General features: G+C 46.2%; 24 protein-coding genes. 11 read left to right on the top strand and 13 right to left on the bottom strand.

Features of this window, described 5'->3' with window-relative positions:
- Nucleotides 1–52 precede the first annotated feature (52 nt).
- Nucleotides 53–652 carry a C39 family peptidase gene (locus tag QUA97_RS09650; RefSeq protein WP_333194492.1) on the top strand — a complete coding sequence of 200 codons (600 nt, stop codon included), beginning with the start codon at nt 53–55 and terminating at the stop codon, nt 650–652.
- On the opposite strand, the gene QUA97_RS09645 is transcribed toward QUA97_RS09650, so the two are convergent.
- Both QUA97_RS09645 and QUA97_RS09640 read right to left on the bottom strand, forming a co-directional pair.
- On the bottom strand, nt 541–1,257 hold the full coding sequence (locus QUA97_RS09645) for a hypothetical protein (RefSeq protein ID WP_333194491.1): 717 nt from the start codon (nt 1,255–1,257) through the stop codon (nt 541–543). The genes QUA97_RS09650 and QUA97_RS09645 overlap by 112 nt on opposite strands.
- Nucleotides 1,258–1,402: 145 nt before the next feature.
- Nucleotides 1,403–1,663 (bottom strand): helix-turn-helix domain-containing protein, encoded by a 261-nt coding sequence (locus QUA97_RS09640; RefSeq protein WP_194069042.1) that lies wholly within the window; start codon nt 1,661–1,663, stop codon nt 1,403–1,405.
- Nucleotides 1,664–1,861: 198 nt separating this feature from the next.
- Between QUA97_RS09640 and QUA97_RS09635 the strand changes: the two genes are divergently transcribed.
- From QUA97_RS09635 to QUA97_RS09620, 4 genes are all read left to right on the top strand, one after another.
- Nucleotides 1,862–2,773: a hypothetical protein gene (locus tag QUA97_RS09635; protein WP_333194490.1), complete on the top strand. Its 912-nt coding sequence runs from the start codon at nt 1,862–1,864 to the stop codon at nt 2,771–2,773.
- Nucleotides 2,774–2,857: 84 nt separating this feature from the next.
- The gene (locus tag QUA97_RS09630; RefSeq protein WP_333194488.1) at nt 2,858–3,331 is read left to right on the top strand and encodes a hypothetical protein; all 474 of its coding nucleotides are present in this window, start codon (nt 2,858–2,860) and stop codon (nt 3,329–3,331) included.
- A 708-nt stretch (nt 3,332–4,039) separates the two neighbouring features.
- The gene (locus QUA97_RS09625) at nt 4,040–5,272 is read left to right on the top strand and encodes an IS110 family transposase (RefSeq protein ID WP_333194486.1); all 1,233 of its coding nucleotides are present in this window, start codon (nt 4,040–4,042) and stop codon (nt 5,270–5,272) included.
- Between the two features lie 73 nt (nt 5,273–5,345).
- A complete protein-coding gene (locus tag QUA97_RS09620) occupies nt 5,346–6,086 on the top strand; it encodes a GerMN domain-containing protein (RefSeq protein WP_194069054.1) in 741 nt (246 codons plus the stop codon).
- Nucleotides 6,087–6,571: 485 nt separating this feature from the next.
- On the opposite strand, the gene QUA97_RS09615 is transcribed toward QUA97_RS09620, so the two are convergent.
- From QUA97_RS09615 to efp, 3 genes are all read right to left on the bottom strand, one after another.
- Nucleotides 6,572–6,931 carry an ArsR/SmtB family transcription factor gene (locus QUA97_RS09615; RefSeq protein WP_194069056.1) on the bottom strand — a complete coding sequence of 120 codons (360 nt, stop codon included), beginning with the start codon at nt 6,929–6,931 and terminating at the stop codon, nt 6,572–6,574.
- A 65-nt stretch (nt 6,932–6,996) separates the two neighbouring features.
- Entirely contained in the window at nt 6,997–7,545 is a 549-nt protein-coding gene (gene accB, locus QUA97_RS09610) for an acetyl-CoA carboxylase biotin carboxyl carrier protein (protein ID WP_194069058.1), read from the bottom strand.
- A gap of 185 nt (nt 7,546–7,730) precedes the next feature.
- Nucleotides 7,731–8,288, bottom strand: coding sequence for an elongation factor P (efp, locus tag QUA97_RS09605; protein ID WP_194011576.1), 558 nt, complete (start codon nt 8,286–8,288; stop codon nt 7,731–7,733).
- A gap of 381 nt (nt 8,289–8,669) precedes the next feature.
- Between efp and QUA97_RS09600 the strand changes: the two genes are divergently transcribed.
- The 4 genes from QUA97_RS09600 to thiL all read left to right on the top strand — a co-directional run bounded on the left by QUA97_RS09600 (nt 8,670) and on the right by thiL (nt 12,861).
- Nucleotides 8,670–9,791, top strand: coding sequence for a peptidylprolyl isomerase (locus QUA97_RS09600; protein ID WP_194069061.1), 1,122 nt, complete (start codon nt 8,670–8,672; stop codon nt 9,789–9,791).
- A gap of 245 nt (nt 9,792–10,036) precedes the next feature.
- On the top strand, nt 10,037–11,170 hold the full coding sequence (locus QUA97_RS09595) for an RNA-guided endonuclease InsQ/TnpB family protein (RefSeq protein ID WP_333194485.1): 1,134 nt from the start codon (nt 10,037–10,039) through the stop codon (nt 11,168–11,170).
- Between the two features lie 216 nt (nt 11,171–11,386).
- Nucleotides 11,387–11,701 carry a hypothetical protein gene (locus QUA97_RS09590; protein ID WP_194069063.1) on the top strand — a complete coding sequence of 105 codons (315 nt, stop codon included), beginning with the start codon at nt 11,387–11,389 and terminating at the stop codon, nt 11,699–11,701.
- Between the two features lie 164 nt (nt 11,702–11,865).
- Nucleotides 11,866–12,861, top strand: a complete 996-nt coding sequence (thiL, locus tag QUA97_RS09585) for a thiamine-phosphate kinase (protein ID WP_333194484.1) — start codon at nt 11,866–11,868, stop codon at nt 12,859–12,861.
- 94 nt (nt 12,862–12,955) lie between these two features.
- Here thiL and QUA97_RS09580 read toward each other — a convergent pair whose 3' ends face one another.
- The 7 genes from QUA97_RS09580 to QUA97_RS09550 form a co-directional block, all read right to left on the bottom strand.
- Nucleotides 12,956–13,417: a hypothetical protein gene (locus QUA97_RS09580; RefSeq protein WP_333194483.1), complete on the bottom strand. Its 462-nt coding sequence runs from the start codon at nt 13,415–13,417 to the stop codon at nt 12,956–12,958.
- On the bottom strand, nt 13,402–13,707 hold the full coding sequence (locus tag QUA97_RS09575) for a hypothetical protein (RefSeq protein ID WP_333194482.1): 306 nt from the start codon (nt 13,705–13,707) through the stop codon (nt 13,402–13,404). The genes QUA97_RS09580 and QUA97_RS09575 overlap by 16 nt, the downstream gene beginning before the upstream one ends.
- A 200-nt stretch (nt 13,708–13,907) precedes the next feature.
- Nucleotides 13,908–14,828, bottom strand: coding sequence for a hypothetical protein (locus tag QUA97_RS09570; RefSeq protein WP_333194481.1), 921 nt, complete (start codon nt 14,826–14,828; stop codon nt 13,908–13,910).
- 267 nt (nt 14,829–15,095) lie between these two features.
- On the bottom strand, nt 15,096–16,118 hold the full coding sequence (locus tag QUA97_RS09565) for a hypothetical protein (RefSeq protein WP_333194480.1): 1,023 nt from the start codon (nt 16,116–16,118) through the stop codon (nt 15,096–15,098).
- A 216-nt stretch (nt 16,119–16,334) separates the two neighbouring features.
- Nucleotides 16,335–17,525, bottom strand: a complete 1,191-nt coding sequence (locus tag QUA97_RS09560) for a cysteine desulfurase family protein (RefSeq protein ID WP_333194479.1) — start codon at nt 17,523–17,525, stop codon at nt 16,335–16,337.
- A 193-nt stretch (nt 17,526–17,718) separates the two neighbouring features.
- The gene (locus tag QUA97_RS09555; protein ID WP_333194478.1) at nt 17,719–18,036 is read right to left on the bottom strand and encodes a four helix bundle protein; all 318 of its coding nucleotides are present in this window, start codon (nt 18,034–18,036) and stop codon (nt 17,719–17,721) included.
- A gap of 167 nt (nt 18,037–18,203) precedes the next feature.
- Nucleotides 18,204–18,605 (bottom strand): DUF7682 family zinc-binding protein, encoded by a 402-nt coding sequence (locus QUA97_RS09550; RefSeq protein WP_194069079.1) that lies wholly within the window; start codon nt 18,603–18,605, stop codon nt 18,204–18,206.
- 309 nt (nt 18,606–18,914) lie between these two features.
- Here QUA97_RS09550 and QUA97_RS09545 point away from each other — a divergent pair, with 309 nt between their 5' ends.
- Nucleotides 18,915–20,576, top strand: a complete 1,662-nt coding sequence (locus tag QUA97_RS09545) for a DUF655 domain-containing protein (protein ID WP_333194477.1) — start codon at nt 18,915–18,917, stop codon at nt 20,574–20,576.
- A 114-nt stretch (nt 20,577–20,690) separates the two neighbouring features.
- On the opposite strand, the gene cax is transcribed toward QUA97_RS09545, so the two are convergent.
- Nucleotides 20,691–21,788, bottom strand: a complete 1,098-nt coding sequence (gene cax, locus QUA97_RS09540; protein WP_333194476.1) for a calcium/proton exchanger — start codon at nt 21,786–21,788, stop codon at nt 20,691–20,693.
- 190 nt (nt 21,789–21,978) lie between these two features.
- On the opposite strand from cax, the gene QUA97_RS09535 reads away from it, so the two are divergent.
- Nucleotides 21,979–22,749, top strand: a complete 771-nt coding sequence (locus QUA97_RS09535) for a Uma2 family endonuclease (RefSeq protein WP_333194475.1) — start codon at nt 21,979–21,981, stop codon at nt 22,747–22,749.
- The last annotated feature ends 242 nt before the right edge of the window (nt 22,750–22,991 follow it).

Here is a 22,991-nt window from a genome sequence, read left to right as displayed (position 1 = left end):
GCGTTGGCTCACTGATTGGATTGTTAGTTCCTGCACCCAGAAGAGATAAAGAATGAAAAATTTAAACGTCCGCCACTTCTCGCAACTAGACAATGTCTATCACCCGGAAGGGACTTGCAATCTAACTTCGGCGGCGATGGTTTTGGATTACCACGGCATCAGACCGAAAAACTCGGCGCGACAATTAGAGGACGAGCTTTTCGAGTGGGTTTACGATCGCAAACTCAGCCGCCATTCTGCAGAGGATATCGCGAAAGTGATTCGTGCTTACGGCTGCCAAGATGACTTCACCTGGAACGGGTCGATTGACTCCATCAAGAAGTCGATCGACAACAACAACCCCTGCATCATTCACGGGATGTTCACCAGGTCGGGCCACATCATTGTTGTGCGAGGCTACGACGAAGCGGGCTTGTTGGTGAACGATCCTTATGGCGAATGGTTCCCGAAAGGTTACAACACTAGGGTTAGCGGTGAAAATTTACATTACAGTTTCGGGTTGATTGCTAGGGCTTGCGCCTACGACGGCGAGTTCTGGGTTCACCACGTCGGGCATCGAGCTCGAGTGCTCCAGCGCTTGATATGCTCGCAGATTTCAAGTGCCGGAACTCCAGCGGCCGAAAGTTCCATCACTTCGGCCGCTCTAGATTGAGCCAAAATTGAACCAGTATTTCCGCCGGGAATGTGCTTGTGCTTAACCTTGGTTCCGGCACGGTAGCTAAATCGGAAATATTCGCCGCGACCGGCAGTGCCTCGCGGCCAGTAAGTAGACACCGGGCCTGTAACAGATTGCTCGATCGCCCCCGGTGCGGGTTCCAATTCTGTAACAACTGGCGTGACTGCTAATTCTGTAACAGTCGGCTGGGGTTCCAATTCTGTAACAGATTGCTCGATCGCCCCCGGTGCGGGTTCCAATTCTGTAACAACTGGCGTGACTGCTAATTCTGTAACAGTCGGCTGGGGTTCTAATTCTGTAACAGATTGCTCGATCGCCCCCGGCGACACTGAATCCCTCGGCGGCAACGTCACCGTCACGTCATCGGGATACAAGTATCCCCAATCGTTCGCCCGCTCATTCCAAAATCGGCCGCAACCATTAACCGGGTGTACAGATTCAATCTGCACAATCTCGCCTTTTTTCCAGTGAGCAGCGTGGGGAGTCTTACGCCGCAGCTTCACCCAGTCGCCAGGTCTTAGGCTGACTTGTGGTATGTCAAGCGGTTGAAGGCTATCAAATATAGATAGTTGTCTCTGCATAGTATTGAGAGATTCTTTATTGTTGCGCTACACATAAATGCTTTCTCATGGGAGACGCATTTATGTGTAGCTGTATTTTGGGAGCGTGTCAGTTTTGCCGATCGCGCATCCGCCTCAAAACTTGAGATCCTTTTACGTTCGATCGTCAATTTACAGACTCATCATTTGGCACGCTCTCTACGTTCAGACCAAAAGACCTAGCAAGAGTTTTTAGGGGTATCCCTAACTCTTTCGCGAGAAGGATGGCTCGATCAAATCGGGGGATAGACTCTCCCCGTTCCCAGTCACCAATAATGCGAATTCCTACCCCCATCCGGCGGCTAAGTTCCGGCTGGGTGAGGTTTGCACTTTCCCTAAGACTTTTCAAGGTTGGTACGTTCCGTTCTTCATCGTCAGCTTTATTCATAGTAGCACTAAAGTGCTAGCAGTTTAGTGCTTGACATAAAACAGGACTAGCACTAAACTGCTAGTGGGTAGACACAACAAAGAAATTCGGCTCGGCCGCGTGAACTTGGTTTAGCTAAATCTCTGCGTTAAATCTCCCATAGATTGCATTGCATACTCCAACAATGCGGGGCGAACCCCTCGCCCCTTCCTTTAAATCATGCACACGTACACCCGCGAACTTTTAGACAAACACCTGCTGCCGGAACTCAAGCGGATAGCCCAGGAACTCGGCATCGTGCCCGCTGGCAACAAAGCTTATAGAGAGACTTGGATTGCGGCACTTGTAGATCGGCCTTTTTCGGTATTTCAGTCGATCGCAGACTGCGACTATCTTCCCCCGGTGACCGACGAAGAACTAGACCGGCTCCAAGAGCAGCGCGACTTTTACGACGATTTTCCCGAACTCGAACCCCCGGAAGGTCTCTATCTCACCAAGGATCAGATCGAGCGAGAATTGCAACTAGCCTTTCCTTCAGGGCCAATCGAAAATTTCCTCGATGCCGATCTAGCCCAGGAGCCGACAGAAAATTCCCCCGGTGTCGATCTAGTCCAGGAGCCGACAGAAAATTCCCCCGGTGTCGATCTAGCCCAGGAGCCGACAGAAAATCCCGACCTGGCAGATGCGCTCGCAGAAATTGCCCGACTGCGAATGCGGAATCAGGAATTGCTGGAACAAGTGCGATCGCCGTCTCAGACAATTCGACACGCCAAAGACATCTCGCCGGTTGAAAAGCCGAGTTTTAAGCGAGTTCTCGCGCTGGCCGAAGCGGCTCTTCTCAACCTCTCCAGGGGTGAGGGAGGTGCTTGGTTTTTGAGCATGGGACACCTCAAACGCAAATTCGGGAAGCTGCGCCACATCTGGGACTTGCTAGTTTCCGGCGACTGGTACCTGTCGGATTTATTCCCGCCACCTCTACCTGTGGTGCCAGAACCGATCTTCCCCCCAACTCACAGTAAATACGGTGCCATTCCCTTCTGCAGCGATGACCTGATCGATATTTGGAGCTTGAATCCTGCGGGTGCGGAGTCGAGCGGTCTGTCTCCTCCAGAAGGGGGTGATGCGATGTAATTTGAACGTATCTCACATTCCCATCACTTTGCTTCCAGTGCGATCGTCCGATCGGGCGATCGCTTCCTACCACTAAAAACAACAATGGAACCACCAAATACTTTTACCTATCGGCATTCAGAAATGCCGCCGATGACCGATGAGATGAAATCGGAAATCGCAGAAGTTGATTTTAATACAGCGAATCTGATTCTGAAGTTTCAGGGCAATTACCGCGCACTATCTGAACTAGCAGAAACTCTTGCTGATTGTCTGGACAGTTGCGAAATGAACTTGCAGTGCATTCGGATTATTCCCGACGGCGACGGCGAGGGGCCTGCGCGGGCGATCGGCTTAGCGGACTTACCCCTACAAGAAAAACGCATAATCGCATCCACTGTTATTGCGTCTGCAGTGACGACTAAGATACTGAGCAACCTTCTCGAACGCGATTTGGAACAAGTAATGATCGAGGTCAAAGAAATGGTCGAGTTCGAGTACGGGGAACTCACGCAGGAGCTACTGGACAGCGTTCTCAATCAGTTGACCGAGCAAGTGCGGGAGTCTCCCCACGACTGAAAGTTCGGCATCGAACTCTAAAATCTAATATCAGAAGCGATTGAGGATTCAACTCAATCGCTCCTTCGAGAATTCGCCCTATCAAAAGTTACTTCTCACCCTTAGTAATACCATGAATCCAAGCGCAAACAATAAAAACAAATTGGTTAGAAGCCTCGTCGCCGACTGCGAGAGAATGTTTGGCGAGGCTTTTGATCGAAGCAAGTTGAGAGAGACCCTTCTTATCATTGAGCAGGCAAGAGCAAAGGGCTATCTCGGTGTTCATAAAAATCACGATCGCTGCTTAGTGGAATCAGTGAATATAGCTAACGATATCTTGAAGACTTACCGAACCGAGAGTGGACTCACTACTGAATTTAAGAAGCCCGAAGCTTTGTACGTTTACATAGCGTTAATATCCCTCAACTGCATCAAGCTTTGACAAGGTGAATCCCGCCTGATGAACTGTTTGCCCTAACAGTCGAAACTCCCGTTTTAAAGGGGAGTCGCGGGTAAGGGTTGCGTCCTCGCATTAGTTCTAGTTCTTCAGTAAGGAGGTGGACAGTTAAATGCTGTCCCAAAATTCTCGTGGGAACGACCAATTAATCGCAAACGCGCGGTGGATTCCAACCCCACCGCGCGATAAATCTCCTAAGCCCCTGTGCGGATATGGGTGTAATGCCCTTGGGTGATTCGTGGGTTATGTAAGAGGTTTTTAGGTAGGAAGTGATGTTTAAAGTAATAGGAATTGACGTGTCGGCACACCGTGTCGATGTGGTTTTGCTTGAGAATTTTCCGCAAATCGCATTGAGGGATTTTTACTTATCGCCCGAATTTGAAAAAGTTCACGCAGTTTACGAGGTCACAGAACTTGATAACTTGCTCGTAAAAGTGGGAGACTCACCGGCTGTGGCGATACTGGAAGGAACCGGAACTTACTCTTACTACTGGCGCAAGCATCTCAAAAAAAACGGCATCTTTGTCTTGACGGCGGATCAAGGTATGGTCAAGTCAACTCGCCGCAGCTTGGGAGGAACCGACAATAAAGACGATCCGTTTGACGCGCTGGTGATGTGCGAACTTTACCGCCGCCACTACCTCGATGTTTACGATCGCCGCTTTTGGGTGAAAGAACTCGATCCAAAAATTGAACAGATGCGGCGCGCGCTGCTGGACTTAAAAACCACGACGCGCAAGCAAACGAGCTTCATCAACTCAATCAAAGGCCGCCTTGCCTGGGAATATCCAGCGCGCGCGACGGTCAAATCGCAGAGAGCGAACGGCTCTCTCGATGTCGGAAAACCACCGGCATTTTGGGCGTGGCTCGCAGGTCGCGGCGACTTCCTCTCTAAAAGCATCCTCTCGCGGTTTAACAATCATTACGAAAAAGAGCAAAAGTGCGATCGGGCAAACATCTCCGAAATGACGCGCCAATTTGCATCGGCACTTTGCGACCTTCACGACACCGAGGCACAAATTGAACTCAGACTAATCAACCTGCTTTGCGAGCCTGACTTCGATCGATACCATCGGGTGTTTGACCGGTTTGCCTTCGGCTACCGCGAGCGCGGATGGATTCTTTCTAGAATCTTCCCTTTTGAAGATTTTCTGTGCTTGCCCAAGAAGCGAGCGCTCCGAAGATTCCGGCAAGCTTGCGGTCTTGGCAAGGTTGAGAAATCTAGCGGCCAAGTCAAAGCCGGTCGCGGTGGGGGAAACTGGACGGGATGCGCCAACACGCGATCGACTCTTTGGACTTACATCAACTGTCGCATTGAGCCGCAGAACGCCAAAGGACGGAGTTACACCCCTGTCCAATTGGAGCTGCGAGAATACTTCGTCGGTCGCGCCTTCGAGGCAGATGAAACAAAAAAACGCGGCGGTCGGCTAGCAGACGCTCGAAATGCCAGTTGCCGAAAGTTGGCAGATCTAGTCTTCCGGGAACTTTACAATGAAATGAAGTAGTTTATAAGCAAGCGGTCAACGGCGATCGCTTTTTACTAAATCAAACTTTCAAAGTGTGCGGAGGATTTGTATTATGAAAGATGGACCAGAAGTAAGCCGCATCTCCACAGCAGTCATTGCCGGTGTTTGCGGGTTCGCTTTAGCAGCGGGAGGGGGTATTGCCTTGTGGACGGCGAACCGTTCGCCAAACTCCGCAGAGACGCACTCCTCCGCTCCGACTACCGCTCCGGCGCTGTCCCCAACTCCTGCAGAATCCCCTGCTGTAATTATTCCCGTACCTCCTCCCAATCCTGTTGAGGTGCCGCAGGCTCAGACTCCACAGACTCTGCCACAGCAGGCTCTGGTTTCCAAGTCGCCACAGCCAAAGCCTTTGCCGGAGGCTGGTGCTCCAACAGTCCAAGTTTACTGGGTTAAAGGGGCCGGTGGTAAATTTGAAGCAGTTCCTACCAAAGTAGCTGTCAAACCTGCTGACGAGCCTGATACAGCTTTAGAAGCTGCTTTTAACAGTTTGTTGGCTGGGCCCAAGGATGCAACTGTTTATAGCGAAATTCCCCAGGGGACAAAACTCCGCAGTTTGAGTGTCAAGAATGACGGAGTTTATGTCGATTTGTCGGCCGAATTTACTTCGGGCGGAGGCAGCACTTCGATGACTGGCCGGTTAGGGCAAGTTATCTATACGGCTACGAGTTTAAAACCGAATGCTAAGGTTTGGATTTCGGTGGATGGCAAGCCTTTAGAACTTTTGGGTGGCGAAGGTTTGGAGGTTGCTCAGCCGAGTACCCGCCAAAGTTTTGACAAAAATTTTCCTCTTTAAAAATTAGGAGTCATTAGTTATTAGTCATTAGTGCTGTCCCCGCTTGCAAAGATCATCGATCGGAATGAAAAAAGTAGGGATTGATAACTGATAACTGATAACTGATGATATTTTTATATTTTACAAAAAATAATATTTTCTGAGTGCAGTGCGATCGTGCAGCTAAGTGTCCCGCTCGTTTGTCAGGTATAATTCCGCAGTTACTGGATTTGATATAACTGATGGCTGGGGACTAATGACGTTTGCTATTCGGGGGCGATCGCACTTGTGACTAATGACGTTAACTGGTGGCTTTCCCAGAGCCTGGAAACCCATGTAAGCGAGGCAGAGCCTCCGCTGTTAAAATCGGCAGAGCCGAACCATCTGCCATGCTCTCGAAGAGCATGGTAAGGAATAGTCCTGCAAATCCTGCAAGGATTGCTGTAACAACTAAGGACTAAGGACTAAGGACTAACAACTAACAACTAACAACTAACAACTAAAAACTAATTTTTAGTATTTGATGTCACGCTAAATGCCCTAAAGTGCAAGGCTTGCTCTTCGATCCTGGTAGCAAGCCGATCGCACACCATATTGCACAGCTCAAAAATTAACTCGTCCTGCACCTTATAATAAGCTGAAGTCCCTTCGCTCCGGCGAGTGAGGATACCAGCTTGCACCATAAGTTTGAGGTGCTTAGAAACATTGGCTTGACTCGTTTGAGTAGCTTCCACCAACTCTTGCACGCATTTTTCGCCGTCGCGAAGCAAGTTCAAAATTCGTAAACGCATTGGTTCGCTCAGGATGCTGAAATACTCAGCAACTTGTTGCACAACCTCTTGCGGGACAGGCTGGGATGACTTCATCAAACTCACCGGAGAGAAGCGATTTGGAAATATTAGGATTTATTCCATAACAATAAAGTAATCTTTCAATCCGGATTAATTCGCATCAAAACTTGACCGTATTCGACAGGTTCCGCATTTTGAACTAAAATTTCCATCACTTGACCGGACACTTCATCAGCATCAATTTCGTTCATCAGCTTCATCGCTTCGATAATACAAACTGTCTGGCTGACTTTGATCCGATCGCCCACATTGACAAAAGGTGGCTCATCGGGGCCTGCAGCGCGATAAAAGGTTCCTACCATCGGCGAGATAATTGGCACCCATTTGGTATCGACAGGAGGAGAAACGGCAGCAGAAACGGCAGCAGGGGGATGAGCCTGAGCCGCTCCTGAATTTTCGCCCACAGCATCCGGTGATGCCGCAGTGGAGCTAGCAGCACCCAAGGCGATCGGAGCGATTGTCGCAGCAGCAGCAGCAGCAGGGAGCGCTGCAGCGGTGCTTGGTTCGCTGGCTAGAATGCCTTTGCGTACTGTCAGTTCAAGCTCCCCACTTTTTAACGTCAGTTCCGAAATGCCTGTTTTGTCTAAAACAGTTAGCAATTCGCAAAGCTGGTTTAAGTCTAATTCCACAGCAAATTAAAGGGTAATTGAGAATTGATAATTGAAAATTAGGAATCCGGCGAAGCTAGCAAACTCACCGAGTTTGGAGATAAAAGGGATGGTTTTTAAGCTTTGAGCGATCAGTGTGGAATTTTTAGCTGTTTAACTCAAAACTCTAAAACCCAAGCTCAAAACTCCCTTTTCCTCCGTCGTTTCTACTCTCGACCGAGGTACTTGTCTTCACGAGTATCAATCCGAATCCGTTCTCCAATCGAAATAAATAGAGGCACCATAATCTGAGCGCCGGTGGAGAGGATGGCGGGTTTGCTGCCACCGGTGGCAGTATCTCCTTTGACTCCGGGATCGGTTTGCGTCACTTCCAAGACGACAGAGTTGGGCAGATCCACTTCCATGATTTGGTCATTCCAGCGAAGGATGCTGACTTCCATTCCTTCAGTGAGATATTTGACACGATCGCCTATTTCCTTAGCACTGAGGCGACTTTCCTCGTAAGTTTCCATATCCATAAAGACAAACTGGTCGCCTTCTTTATAGGTATGCTGCATCGAGCTCTTTTCGAGATTGGCTTGAGGCATAGTCTCGCCAGCCCGGAAAGTTTGTTCTACTACGCTTCCTGTTTGGACGTTTTTTAATTTTGTCCGCACAAAAGCTGAGCCTTTTCCTGGCTTGACGTGGAGGAATTCGATAACCCGCCACACGCCGTTATTCCATTCAATTGAAACACCTGTTCGGAAGTCGTTACTGGAAATCATATAATAAATTTTTGCGGGCAATCCCGTCGCCGGAGGGCACGGGGGAACTACAGTCAGTCGATTTTAGATTTGCCATTTTTCGATTTGAGATTTACTGGTGGCTGAGTGAGTCACCAAAGCAGGAACCTCGGTCTAAAATGTTCGATCTCTCCACGACAGGAGTCTGGGGATTGTATCAGTTTTTGAGCGGTGTCAGCTTAAAGCCGCAGTCTAGCCGACGGCATCAAAAAGCAATTGGCATTTTATTTTACCGTTGAAAGGGAGCAACTTCTGTACCGAAAGCTAAAAAGCTCTCTCAGGAACGAAGTTTGGGAACGGATGTAACGGTTAGAAGGCGGGCAGCGCTGTGGGAAGATAAAAGAGGCAATAAAAGTTAAAGTTATGTTGCATTTGCAGAATTTCTCGATCGATAGGTGCAAGCGCTTGGTCAAAACCGTCGCTTTAGCACTCCTGCTGTTCTCACTCTCCCTGAGTTTCAGTGAAGTATCCCATGCCAAACGCTCCAGCAGTATGCCTGCGGGGAATGCGATTACCGACGGCCGGGCGCTGCTGCGCTTAGCTTTACCGATTGACAATCAGACTGTGCGAGAATTGCAAATCAGTCTCGAAGACATTGGCAACCACATACGTTCTAAGCGTTGGGGGCCCATTAGCAGCGATGTCAGCAAGGCTTCAAGGATTCTCAACCTGCGGGAGTCAGATCTTTTAGCGAGTATTCCCGAGGCGCAAAAGCCGGAAGCTGAGGCGCTAGTCGTGCGAGTCAAGGAGGGAGTTGCCCAACTGGAAAAGGCTGTTGAGGCTAAAGACAGGGAAAAAGTGATTGATTTGAAAGCCACAATCCTCGGTTCGGTAGGCGAAATCCAAGAGTTGATGGTGACAGAGTTTCCGTTTGAAGTACCGGCAAAGTATGCTAATCTGCCTCAACTGAAAGGGCGCGCTACTGTGGCTGTGGAAACTCAAAAGGGAAAAATGACTCTTGTGGTTGACGGTTACAGCGCGCCGGTGACTGCTGGTAATTTTGTGGATTTGGTCGATCGAGGTTTTTATGACGGTTTGCCGTTTATTCGCTCGGAAGAATCCTATGTTTTGCAAACGGGAGACCCTGAAGGCAAGGAAGTGGGTTTTATTGACCCAGCTACTGGCAAATATCGGAATATTCCGCTAGAAGTGCTCGTTAGGGACGAAAAAGAACCTGTTTACGGGATTACTCTAGAAGATGCGGGGCGCTATCGCGACGAACCGGTTTTGCCTTTTTCGGCTTTCGGTACTGTGGCGATGGCTAGGGAAGAAGCCGATCCCGACAGCGGTTCTTCTCAATTTTTCTTTTTCTTGTTTGAACCTGAACTTACGCCCGCTGGTTTGAATCTGTTGGACGGTAGATATGCTGTTTTTGGTTACGTGACTGAAGGAAAAGAGGTTTTGGAGCAACTGAAGCAGGGAGACAAGATTGTATCTGCTAAGGTGATTAAAGGTAAGGAAAATTTAGTTCAACCTCAAGTTTGAGCGACAGGCAAACACAGACGGCGATTTAAATCGCTAGCAACGCGATCGCACAAACAAAGCCCGCTTCTGCGGGCTGCAATAATCAATTAAGACGGTGATTTAACTAATGCGAATGGGAAGTCCCGCGCTCTACCGAAGGTGAGCGCCAGGATGAAAACTCGCGGTGAAAATAAATTGAGCAACCGCGAATCAATTTTGTTTTTGTGAGCTATGATGTTTTTATCTGTATTCGGCAATCTTGATAAATGTATAAAGCCTACAAGTACAGAATTTATCCCACAGGTGGACAAGAAGTCTTGCTCGCAAAGTCTTTTGGCTGCGCGAGATGGTTCTGGAACTACGCTTTAAATCTATGTCAAGAAACTTACAAGAATACTGGCAAGGGATTAACTAGAGGGTATATACAAGGCTTACTCCCTGCACTTAAAAAAGAATACGAATGGTTAAAAGAGCCTTATTCTCAATGTTTGCAGGTGGTTGCCCTCAATTTATCTACTGCCTATAAAAACTTCTTTGACAAGAGGGCGATGCCGCCCAAATTCAAAGCCAAGCACGGTAGGCAGTCGATTAGTTATCCTCAAAATGTTAAATTTGACGGTGACTATATCCATCTACCTAAGATTGGTTTAGTTTTCTGTCGGCGACATCGTGACTTTGAGGGAAACATTAAGACTGTTACCGTGTCTCGGAACCGGGACGGTAAACATTTTGTTTCTGTTTTGATCTCGGATGGGAAAGAAAAACCTGAATTCGTTCCAGCGGATCAAGCTATTGGCATCGATGTAGGGTTAACTCATTTTGCGATCGCCAGTGATGGTTCTAAGTTTGGCAATCCCAAACACTTTGTCAAGGGTCAACGAAACTTGAAACGCAAGCAGCAAAAGCTTGCTAGCAAAACTAAAAACAGTCAAAACAGGAAAAAGGCAAAACTGGCGGTGGCAAAAGTCCACTCCAAAATAGCCCGGTGTCGCGAAGATTTTCTGCACAAGCTATCCCGCAAGATAGTTGACGAAAACCAAGTTATTGCAGTGGAAAATCTCAATATTAAAGGCATGGTAAAGAATCATAATTTAGCCAAAGCTATTAGCGATGTTGGTTGGGGTATGTTCTGTACGATGCTTAAGTACAAGTCCGAGAGTGAAGGAAAACGATATGTCGAAATCGATAGATGGTTTCCTAGCTCTAAGACTTGCCATATATGCCTAAATCGCGTCGATCATCTCACTCTTGATATTAGAGCATGGAGTTGTCAGCATTGTGGTCATCACCACGATCGCGATGTCAACGCCGCCATCAACATTAGGAATCAAGCCTTGCGGATTTTGGCGTTAGGAACTAGCGCTTCTGCCTGTAGAGGGGATGTAAGTGGACAAGAGTAAAACTTCGGTTTTGTTGGACGCCCCGCCCCGTTGAATCAGGAAGCTGGCGCTGTACCAATTAAGTGGTCAGCGTCTGGTAGTTCACATCACTTCTACAAAAACAAAGCCTGCCTCCGCAGGCTGCAAAATTTTATTAGATAAGTAGAAGGTGAATTAACATCATTATTTCATTTAGGTTTATTCAGCGTTATTCAAACTCGCAATGCAATCGATTTTATGGCAATTTTAGAATTTTTATTGGTAATTGGTTTGGGCGGATTCGCGGGCTTGTTGATTGTCAATAATCTGAATGAAAGCAAGCAAAAGCGACAGTTAGATGAGGCATTTTATCAGTTGTTGGAAAATCAAAACAGTCAGATGTCGCTGATTCAGTTGGCCGCCAGCGCTAGGGTGGAGGCTGAAGTTGCTCAGGAGTATTTAAACCGGCAAGTGAAGATTTTTTCTGCGATTTTAGAGGTGGATGATGAAGGAGATACTTTTTATCGATTTCCTAGGTTGCGCTTGCCGCCGATTTCTGGCAAGGAATGGTAATTGGGAAGTCAGTAGTCAGTAGTCAGTAGTCAGTAGTCAGTAGTTATTGGTTAGTAGTTATTGGTTATTGGTTATTGGTTATTAGTTATTGGTTATTGGTTATTGGTTAGTAGTTATTGGTTGTGGGTTATTGGTTGTCAGGAAGAAGGCAGGAGAAAGAAGGTATGAAAATTAAGGAGATTGGAGAACAGGGACTTTTAACAATTTTGCAGAGATTTTGCGCTGCGGAAATTGTGGGAGATGATGCAGCAGTCATTGCCGTTCCAGCCGATCGCTCTTTAGTTATTACTACTGATATGTTGGTAGATCGAGTGCATTTTAGCGATCGCACCACAGGCCCTTATTACGCAGGCTGGCGCGCCGCAGCGGCAAATTTGTCGGATCTCGCGGCAATGGGAGCAACCCCTGTGGCGGTGACGGTAGCCCTGGCTGTGAGTGCGGATACGGCTGTGGATTGGGTGGAAGAGTTTTATCGGGGGATGACGGCTTGTTTGGAAGTTTATCATACGCCGATCGTGGGTGGGGATGTGGTGCGATCGCCCGTGGTGACAGTTGCGATTACGGCTTTTGGACAAGTTGAGTGCGATCGTACCATCTGTCGGTCAAATGCGCGATCGAATTGGGCGATTGTGGCGACTGGCGTGCACGGAGCCTCCCGCGCGGGATTAGAATTGTTGTTAAATCCAGAATTTGGGCTCAATCTGGAAAAGGGCGATCGAACTTCTCTAATTCTCGCTCATCAGCGGCCTAAACCGCGGCTGGATGTTTTGCCGGTTGTTTGGGAAATTTTAGATGCTGCGGGTGAATTTTCCATCGCCGGAATGGATAGCAGCGATGGTTTAGCAGATGCGATTGTGCAAGTTTGTCGGGCTAGCGGTGTGGGTGCAAAAGTCGATCGCGCCCAAATACCAATTCCTCCTATTTTAAGGGAAATCGTATCAACCGAAACAGCTTTAGATTGGGCGTTGTACGGCGGCGAAGATTTTGAGTTAGTGTTGTTTTTGCCGATCGCCCATGCTAAGCTATTGGTCGATCGAATTGGTGATGGTGCTGCGATCGTGGGAATCACTACCGAAAGCAACGATATTTTGTTGAGTGATAGCAGCGGTATTTGTCCTGATGTTGGCTTAAAGATCGATCGAGGATTTCAACACTTTTAAATTATCTCTTAGCCGGCGGAGTCAGAAACCGGGTTTTTGGGAAAAATCATTAATTGTGGCGCAAAGATTCGGTAAAAACCCGGTTTCTTTGGCCTTATTGTTCAGAAGTCTCCCGCACTTGGGCCGCTTCCTGTAAAATATCATTAACTGGTGGACGTTGGGAATCGGGCAATCTCGGAGGTTGAGACTTGCGCCGCAACCATCTCAACTGATTAATCTTCCACGCACCATTAATCCAGCCCATCAATCCAGAAACCAGAATTACAACCAAGAGACTCAACAACAGACTAGCTACAGCCGGATGAAGCACATCCCCTTTTTGAGGTATTCTGAACACTACCGGTGTCTCGATATAACCTGAAACCGCAGACACCACAAGGCCTCCAGCCCCTAATCCAGTACCCCATATTTGAATAGTTCTCTCTAAAGAGCGATCGATTTCTGCTTGTTCTATATCCACAATCCCCGCTACCAAATCCACCGCAATCTTAATCAAATCAGTACCATGTTTAAAATAGCCTAAATCCCCTGAATTTGTCGTTAAAAATACGGACAACTTCTCTCAATAAAAAAATTAAATGCGCTCAATTTATCCGTTGAAAATTGCCATTTATAAGAAATCTCAGACAGCTTTTCCTGATAATGGTAAACATGAAGATTAATCGTATTATTAAAAGCTTCGAGATCTTCTAACGCTCTTTCATAATTCAAACTTTCTCCAAGTAACTCTTTTAGTTTGATTTTGAGATAGGTTAAACACTTATCTAGAGCGACATTTTCCTGGGAATCAACATCATTGCTCGATTCAAAGTCAGCGATTTTTGTTTCTAAGCTAGCGATTGTCACCTCAATTTCTGCATAGAGTTTCTTAAGTAAATCATAATTGCTGCGACGAGGCGCTGGAGATAGGTAGCAAGTTGTTTTGGCCAGTCGGTTTTGCTGGTTTTTTAGGATTCCCGCTATTCATTAACGGCGTTGCTGATTTACGGTATGAAAGGCTAAATATGCAAGTCATAGAAACCAGAATCCACAAAATTTCTGAATTTTCAACTTATTTTTTTCATACCCTGATTAAGCAACCCCTCATTAACTAAGTCGGTTAATTCATCCTGTTGACGATGGCGATGCACTGTCAGCACGTCGGGATAAGTGACTACAAAGGTGATGATTTCAGCGTCGGTGATGTACCACTCTATTAGGGCGGTGTCTGGGGTGAGGAGTTGGGTAATTTCGGTGAAGGTGATGGGTGCTAGGGTTGTGGGAATTTCCTGTTTTTGGGCGATTAATTCGGCAAGGTTGCGGGCTTTGTTGGCTTCGACATATAAGAGTGCTTCTTGATTGCTTTGGCGATCGAGACATACTTGCACCATGCCTTTGTAGAGTCTGTCCCACTGCAAATCATGTTTTTGCTTGCTTTCATTTTGCGATTCCAACTTCCGCAGTTGGGTAGCTCCGATTATGGCAGTTTTAAAGGTATCGTAGGCACTTTGGAGAGTTGCTGCTTTTTGGTTTGTGTCTACGGGTTTTTGTTGGTTGATGTGGTCTAGTTTTGCCAGATCAGCCCAGCCCAGGTTATTTAATGTTTCTACATTATCGGTCGGGAAATCCTCAAGGGTACGAACAGTTAAAGCAGCGTCATAAAAGGCGATCGCCCGTTCCAGATTTTCGGCCCGCGAATCTTGGATTCTGTTTTTGTAAGCAATAGCTAGGTTATTTTGAGTTCCAGCAAACTCTTTGCTTCCCGGTTGCCGATTATTTAAAACTATTTGAAAACCAGTAATTGCAATTTCAATATTATTCGCTATACTGCCAAGGGTAAATTGATGAATATGAGCACTTAATTTTTCAATGATGGCGACAATTGACTCAATTGCTTCTGAATTTTCGCCGGCAATTAACCTCTGGGCTACTTGTTGTAAAGTCTCGGCAAAACGGGCATTGAGGAGATGTTGCCGCCCGGCCAGCATCGGATAAATTACTTTAATATAGCTATTGCTATCTTGTTCTGCTTGTAATAATTATAGGATAAAGTTTGCATACTCTTGGGAATATGCACCTTCGGATTGAAGTCGATCGCGGTTTTCTTCCATTGTGGGGAGTTCTGAATAACACCAGCTTTTATTTGATCGTGGTTGTGCGTCCTAGGGAGAAACCGGGTTTTTGCGAAGATATTCGATGAGATGCGAAGATATCGGAAAAAACCCGGTTTCTGAGATTGTTAAGGCAGCCTCACATTAGGTATTAGCCAGCTTCTTTTGAATCATTGCCCAATATTCAGGGAAATCCTCACGGGTATATACTGTTAAAGCTGCCTCATAAAACGATCGCGCTTTGGAAAGATTTTCATCCCGCGAACCGTTGATTCTGTCATTATGGGCATTACCTAGGTTATATTGAATCATTGCCCAATCTTCAGGAAACTGTTCGGGGGTACGAACAGTTAAAGCAGCCTCAAAAAATGCGATCGCGCGATCGATATTTTCCGCCCGCGAACCGTTGATTCTGTTGGCGTAAGCAGCAGCTAGGTTATTTTGAGCCATTCCCCAATCTTCCGGGAAAGCCTCAAGGGTGTAGACTGTTAAAGCAGCACCATAAAGGGCGATCGCCATTTCCACATTTTCCGCCCGCGAACCCTTTATTCTGCTAATATAGGCAGCAGCTAAATTGTTTTGAGTTTGAGCAAACTTTTGGCTTCCGGGTTGCCGATTATTCAAAACAATCTGATAAGCAGCAATGGCAATTTCAATATTATTCGCTCTATTCCCACCCGAAAAATTGCTAATATTAATGGCCAAGTCTTCCACGAGGCTGACCATTGAGTCAATGGTTTGGGCATTTTCGCCAGCAATTAACCTCTGCAATACTTGCTCTAAAATCCCAGGAAAACTGTCATTGAGGAGATGTTGTCTTTCAGCTAGCATGGGGTGAATTGCTGCTGCAGTGCTAGTGCTAGCATCTTCTGCTTGCAATAATTCTAGGATAAAGTTTGCATACTCTTGGGGATTTTCACCTTCGGAGTTATCGCCATCGTTGATATCGATTAATTGTAATAGCTGACTAATCAGATTTCGCAGGAAGCTAGCGCCGTTTTCTCCTCCTTGCTGTGCCATCTTTTCTGCTACCAACTCGCAAGTTTCCAGAAATTCGACATCCAACAATTCTATATTATCTTGCAATATCTGCGGTTCCGATCCGCTGGGGCAATTCAGCAGGGTATGAATTAGTTCTAGGTAGGCTTGGGCGCGCTTTTCTTCCATTGTGGGGAGTTGTGAATAATATCAGGATTTATTTTATCATGGTTGTGCGTGGGTAGCGAGAAACCGGGTTTTTGCGAAGATATTCGATGTGATGCGAAGATATTGGAAAAAACCCGGTTTCTGAGATTGTGCGTGGGTAGCGAGAAACCGGGTTTTTGCGAAGATATTCGATGTGATGCGAAGATAGTGGAAAAAACCCGGTTTCTGAGATTGTTTCTAATGCCTGCACAATGCTACTTTGGGCATCAATCTATCTAATATTTGCCCGATCGCAATTACTGTCCAATCAATATCAGCTTCGGTTGTTTGGTGTCCGAGTGTCAAGCGAATTCCACAAACAGCATCATTTTCGCTATATCCCATTGCTAACAAAACTGGGCTTGCTGTTAGTTTGCCGCTGTTGCAAGCGGAACCGGAACTTATGCCAATTCCTGCTAAGTTTAGCTGTCTCACGAGAGTTTTGCCTGTGATTCGCCCTGTATCTATCCCTTGGTAAGGGCTACATTGGGGGGAGACAATGCAAAAACTGGTGTGGTGCGGCAGTCGGCAATATCGATCGCCCGTTGGTACTAAACTGGATATGTGGGCTAATTTGTCAAAAAGTCGATCGCGCAATTCAATCAATCTCGCTGTTTCTGTATCTATTTCCTGCAAAGCCAACTCCGCCGCCACTCCAAAACCCACGATTGCGGGCAGCGCTTGCGTCCCTGAACGCAGTTTCAACTCTTGTCCGCCCCCCCCCAACATTGGCGCTAATTCCAGTCCCGGACGCACGTAAAGCGCGCCTGCACCTTGCGGCCCGTAAAGTTTGTGACTCGAAAGCGAAAGCAAGTCTACGGGGAATTTCTGCACGTCTATTGGCAGTTTCCCGGCTACTTGAACTGCATCGGTATGAAATATGATATTGCGCGATCGGGCAATTTGTGATAATGCTTCAATTGGTTGCAGCGTGCCAACTTCACTTTGCCCGTAAACAATCGAAATTAACACTGTATTCGATCGCAATGCTTCTTGCAAATCCAAGGGGTGAACTCGCCCCAATTTATCCACCGGTAATCGCGTTACTTCCCATCCCCACTGTTCGAGTTGTCGCGCCGGTTCTGCGACTGCGGAATGTTCTACGCTGGAAATAATGATATGCTGCGGCTTTGTATAAAGACGGGCAATTCCCATAATTGCCAAATTGTCCGCTTCAGTTCCCCCGCTGGTAAAAATTATCGATTCCGGTAGTGCGTTAATTAGGCTAGCAACCTGCATTCTAGCTAATTCTAAAGTAGTGGCCGCTCTTTGTCCCCATTCGTGCAAGCTAGAAGGATTTCCCCACTGCTGAGTGAGGGCTTTTTGCATGGCTTCAATTGCTTCTGGGCGTGTTGGGGTTGTAGCGCTATAGTCGAGGTAAATTTGCATGGTTTTAATGAGTTAGTTGTTGGTTGTTAGTTGTTAGTTGTTATTGGTTAGTTGTTAGTTGTTATTTGTTATTTGTTATTGGTTATTTGTTAGTTGTCAAGAGTCTGTGGGTAGTTTGCTTTTGGGTATTTTCTTGATTTTCAACGCTTGAGTATTTGCTTTGCTTTGAATTGAGTTTAGGTAAGCGTTGAGTTTAGGAGATAGTTCGTCTATTAAAGGTTTTAGGCGCTCGATTTGCTCCGTGGTTAGCAGGTCGGGCACAAGCTAATCTTAACCAGTGTCTTGTTTCATGCAGTGACCCCCTGGCTATTTTGATAAAACGTTGATTATCATTGTAGTTATACCGCCCATTCCCCTCGGCAATATTAGCACCAATACTATCGACTGACCTAACCAATTGTTGCCCCACTGTATTTTTAGCAAAGAAATCCCAGGATTGAACAATCAACCAAACTTCATTAGAAATTTGCTCTGCTAATTGATAAACCTGCAACTCTTGAAACCTAACCATACATTTACAAGTTGAACATTGAACAATTATAACATCTCCCCCAAAAAAAGCACAACCAATAACAACTAACCAATAACAACTAACCAATAACAACTAACCAATAACAACTAACCAATAACAACTAACCAATAACCAATAACCAATAACCAATAACCAATAACAACTAACTAACTTCCTGGTTTGCAAACGTTGTAGTCTTCGTGGGACAAAACTTTTTGGGGAATTAAGAAAGTGCCGCAATCTTCACAAAGCATTCTGTAGTTGCGTGTTACAGGAATGCTCACAATCCATCGGTTGTGACGCAGGCGTTTGCCACCGAAATCTCTGTAATTCTTATTTTCCCCCAAAGCTGCTATAATTGCGCGAGCTTTAGTAACTACGTGGTCGGGTAGACCTCTGAGATCGATCGCATCTTTAGCAAATGATGCTTCCCTCTCTTGTTTTTTAGTTTGTTTTTCTGCCAGCATTTCAACATATTGCTGCTGCGCTGCCAACTCTTGCGTGCAGCGATGGCACGCTTTACCATATCCTTTGTGACCGCAATCAAAAATTGTTTTTCTTTTAGCCATAAAGCAGCAGTATCGGGTTTGACCCACGCCCCTGAATGCTGCTACCCTACCAGTGATGCTTCCGGCATCGAGGCAGTTCTACAAGACGTAAAATCTATTCCCTTTCATAAAATTTATAGGTTCTAAGTTGACTTTATCGAATATGTTTGAATTGTGGGTAAGCCTATAAGCTGTTGCTCATATAGATTGTGTATGGCGATGGAGGGGGAGAGGGGGAGAGGGGGAGAGGATTTGACGATTTTTTATGATCGTCAAAATATACAATGTTTATTTGCACAACATCTTAACCTCAATAATTTTTTAAATTTTGTGACTGTACTTTATGATAATTTACTCGGTTTGTGTTGTGCTGGACTGCTGGCGATCGCTCTGGCGGGTTGCGGACAAGCAAAGCAAAAGGTGCAGAATTTGCCTCCGAGTCTGCCTCCGCTGCCTCAAGACGCCTTGTTGCAAGTATACTTCAATCAGTCCCTCACTTCTAATTATACAGAGCCTTATCGCGCGCAAACTAGACCTGGGGATGATTTAGAAAAGTTGGTCGCCGAGGCAGTAGCCAGTGCTGGATCGACAGTAGATGTAGCGGTTCAAGAGTTTCGCTTGCCCGGTATTGCGCGACAAATGGCCGATCGCGCGCGATCGGGCATTAAAGTCAGATTAATAGTCGAACATCTGTATACACGCCCTTGGAGCGATTATACAACCCTAGAGTTAGCGAAATTACCCGAACGAGATCGCGATCGTTACAACGAATTCGTCCAACTTGCCGATACCAATAAAGACGGCAAATTAAGCCCGGAAGAAATCAAACAAAACGATGCTTTAGTAATTGTCAAAAATGCGGGAATTCCTGTCATTGACGATACTGCTGACGGCAGTAAAGGCAGCGGTTTGATGCACCACAAATTTGTAGTCATTGATAACAAAACAGTAATCGTAACTTCTGCTAATTTTACAACCAGCGATATCCACGGCGATTTCAAAACAGCAGCAAGTCGCGGCAATGCCAACAATTTATTAAAAATTGCCAGCCCTGAATTAGCAAAAATATTTACTCAAGAATTTAACATCATGTGGGGCGACGGGCCGGGAGGTAAACCGGACAGCAAATTTGGCATCAAAAAACCGTTTCGCTCTGTCCAAAAAGTAATAGTAGGAAATGCCACTGTTGCGGTGCAATTCTCGCCGACAACTACGACTTTGCCTTGGGAAAACAGCGTCAATAGTTTGATTAACAAAAAATTGGGCAGTGCGAAAAAGTCGGTGGATTTGGCACTGTTTGTATTTTCGGCTCAGCGGTTGTCAAATACTCTGGAAATTACCGCTAGGCGGGGTGTTGCGGTGCGAGGTTTGATTGACTCAAATTTCATTTATCGCCCTTACAGCGAAGGTTTAGACATGATGGGGGCGACTTTGATGCAAGATTGCCGCTGGGAAGCGGACAATCGCCCGTGGAGAAAGCCGCTGACTACGGTGGGGGTGCCGCTGTTACCAATGGGCGATCGCCTGCACCACAAGTTCGGCGTTATCGACGGAAATACGGTGCTTACAGGTTCTCACAACTGGAGTGAGGCTGCAAATCACGGGAATGATGAGACGCTGCTGGCGATCGAGAGTCCGATAGTTGCCGCCCATTTTGAGCGGGAGTTCGATCGGCTTTACAAAGGTGCAATCTTGGGAATTCCCCACCGCATCAAAAAGAAAATCGACGCTAAGAAACAAGAATGCGATTCACTACAAGCAGCCTCAAAATCTGCGAATGCTAAACCTCAAATTGCAGGAAAAAAGTTAGTTAATTTGAATGCAGCCACTAAACAAGAATTAGAAACCTTACCGGGAGTAGGCCCGAAGTTAGCGGAAAAAATTATTGCAGCGCGAGAAAAACAGCCTTTCGAGTCTTGGGAGGATGTCGAAAGGTTGCAGGGAGTCGGAAGAAAGACAGCGGACAAATGGCGCGATTTAGTCGCATTTTAAAAGGATTTAGTCGCATCTTCAAGATCGGACGACAATTATTGATTCAACCTGCGCCGGCAGGTTTTGTATAGGCGCGAATTATATTCGCCGTCCTATCTGCCAGCAATGATTGATTCAAGTAATGGGGTGAAAGTAAAATGCCGATGCTAACACAATATATGTTGCTAAAAGCAGCACTCCTTCCAGCCAATTAGAGCGCCCGTCGAGACTGATTAGATTAGCGATTGTCACCGCGATCGCAACTGCGACTACTTCAAACGGACTAAAGTTTAAATCCATCGGCTGATGAATCACTAATCCAATAATCACCAATATCGGCGCTACCAGCAAAGCCACTAGCAAACTCGAACCCATCGCGACAGAAACTGACAAATCCATATTGTTTTTCATCGCAACTCCCACCGCAGTTACATATTCGGCCGCGCCGCCCACAATCGGCAACAGAATAACTCCTGTAAACAGCGGTGTTAATCCCAATCCTTTAGTAGTTTCTTCGACAACGCCCACGAAAATTTCTGATTCAAAAGCAACGGCAACAGTTGAGGCAACTAACACCCCTACCCACAGCCACAAATTCGGTTTGTGCGCTGTAGTTTCATCGGTATTTTGAGTATTTTCTGACTCTAGTTCTAGTAAGCTGACTTCGTAAAGATAGCTGTGAGTTTTTAAGGAAAATAGCAGAGTTAGACCGTAAACTGCAATTAGGACGATCGCAGTTATTAACGAAAGATTCTGAATGGCTGCTGGTTCCACTCCGTTTGAGGTGTAAATCACCATCGCCGGCAGCAGAATTGCAATCACCGCTAAAGTCATTGTGGAACCGTTCACCCGCGCGATGACTGGCTTAAATTCTTGTTCTTTGTACTTGAGTCCTCCTAGCAGCATGGACAATCCCATAACTAATAGCAAGTTGCTGATAATTGTGCCGGTGATGCTGGCTTTTACAATGTCAATCAAGCCTGCTTTCAGGGCAACTATGGCAATAATTAATTCCGTAGCATTGCCGAAGACTGCATTTAATAAGCCGCCTATGGATGGCCCTGTGACGATCGCCACTTCTTCTGTTGCTGTGCTCAACCAAATCGCCAGAGGTATAATACCTAAAGCGGATGTGATAAAAACTGCCAGGGAACCCCAGTGCAAATACTCAGCGGCGATGGAAATGGGGATGAAAACTAACAGGGCTATGGAAAGAATTTTTTTGATTGACATAGGGCGTCGGATGGTGTATTGAAGCGTGAAATCGAGTTATCGGGGTGATCGCCAAATTGATTTTACACTATTCAACTATTCTCTGACAATTCTGGTGGCGAGTGCGACTCTTGGGAATTTTTAACCGCAAATCCACCCAGATCGAGGCAGATTGAATATAATAGAATTATATCGACATCGGTGAAAAGATATGTCTCATTCTGTAGTGCCAGTTGTTGAATCAAAGCAAATTGATACTTCACCCACCTTGACCTTTGAAGAATACCGATTTTATCAAACTGATTCCGATCTACAATATGAACTGTACAAAGGCAAATTAATTCCGATGCCAACCGCAACAGTTTTACATATAAAAATTTGCGAATATTTAGTTTACAAATTGCAGCGTTACCTAGCTGAAAACAATCTTGATTTAGTAGCAAAAACAGGTTTAGGAGTAAGAACAGAAGAAGATACCTCTCGGATTCCTGATGTAGTTGTTTGCACTCATAGTCTTTTGGAACAAGCTGCTGCTAGGCCTGGTGCAGGTATCCTCGATTTTGAGGAAAAGCCCCTGTTAGTTATAGAGGTAGTGAGTCAAAATCGGCGCGCCGATTACGTGATTAAACGAGCAGAGTACGAACTAGCTAACGTGCCCGAATATATCATTGTTGACCCTACACCTAACAAAGAATTGGTGCGAGTCTTAGCCTTTCCTGAAGGGGAAGACATCTATACCCAGACTGATTTTAGGGCGGAGCAACAAATGGTATCTGTAGTATTTCCCAATCTGACATTATCAGTGAATGAAATACTGTCTCCGCCATTAGTTGAAGGGTTGATTAAAGCAGAACAAGCTCGGTTCCACGAACTTGAGCAGCAAGCTGCGGTGGAGCGCCAACGGGCTGATGAGCATGGCCAACGGGCTGAAAGATTGGCGGCGAGGTTGCGAGAATTAGGAGTAGATCCCGATCGCATTTAGGAGCTTCGATGACCCAGAAGTTATGAGTTAATTGTTATTAGTTAGATTAAATCCGCGCTGCATCGGAATTATTCAGATATCTATTCTATTCATCTGCGTGAATCCGCGTCAATCGTTTGTCATCTACGGTGAAGAAATTCTCTTTTTTTGACCGCAGATACAGGCAGATTAACACAGATTCACGCAGATGAGTTAGATATATTCCGGTTGCACAGTCCGCGATCGTTGACACTTTTTTGTGT

Source organism: Microcoleus sp. CZ3-B2 (assembly GCF_036705055.1).
GTDB lineage: Bacteria > Cyanobacteriota > Cyanobacteriia > Cyanobacteriales > Microcoleaceae > Microcoleus.
This window is presented reverse-complemented; position numbering and strand designations above follow the sequence as displayed.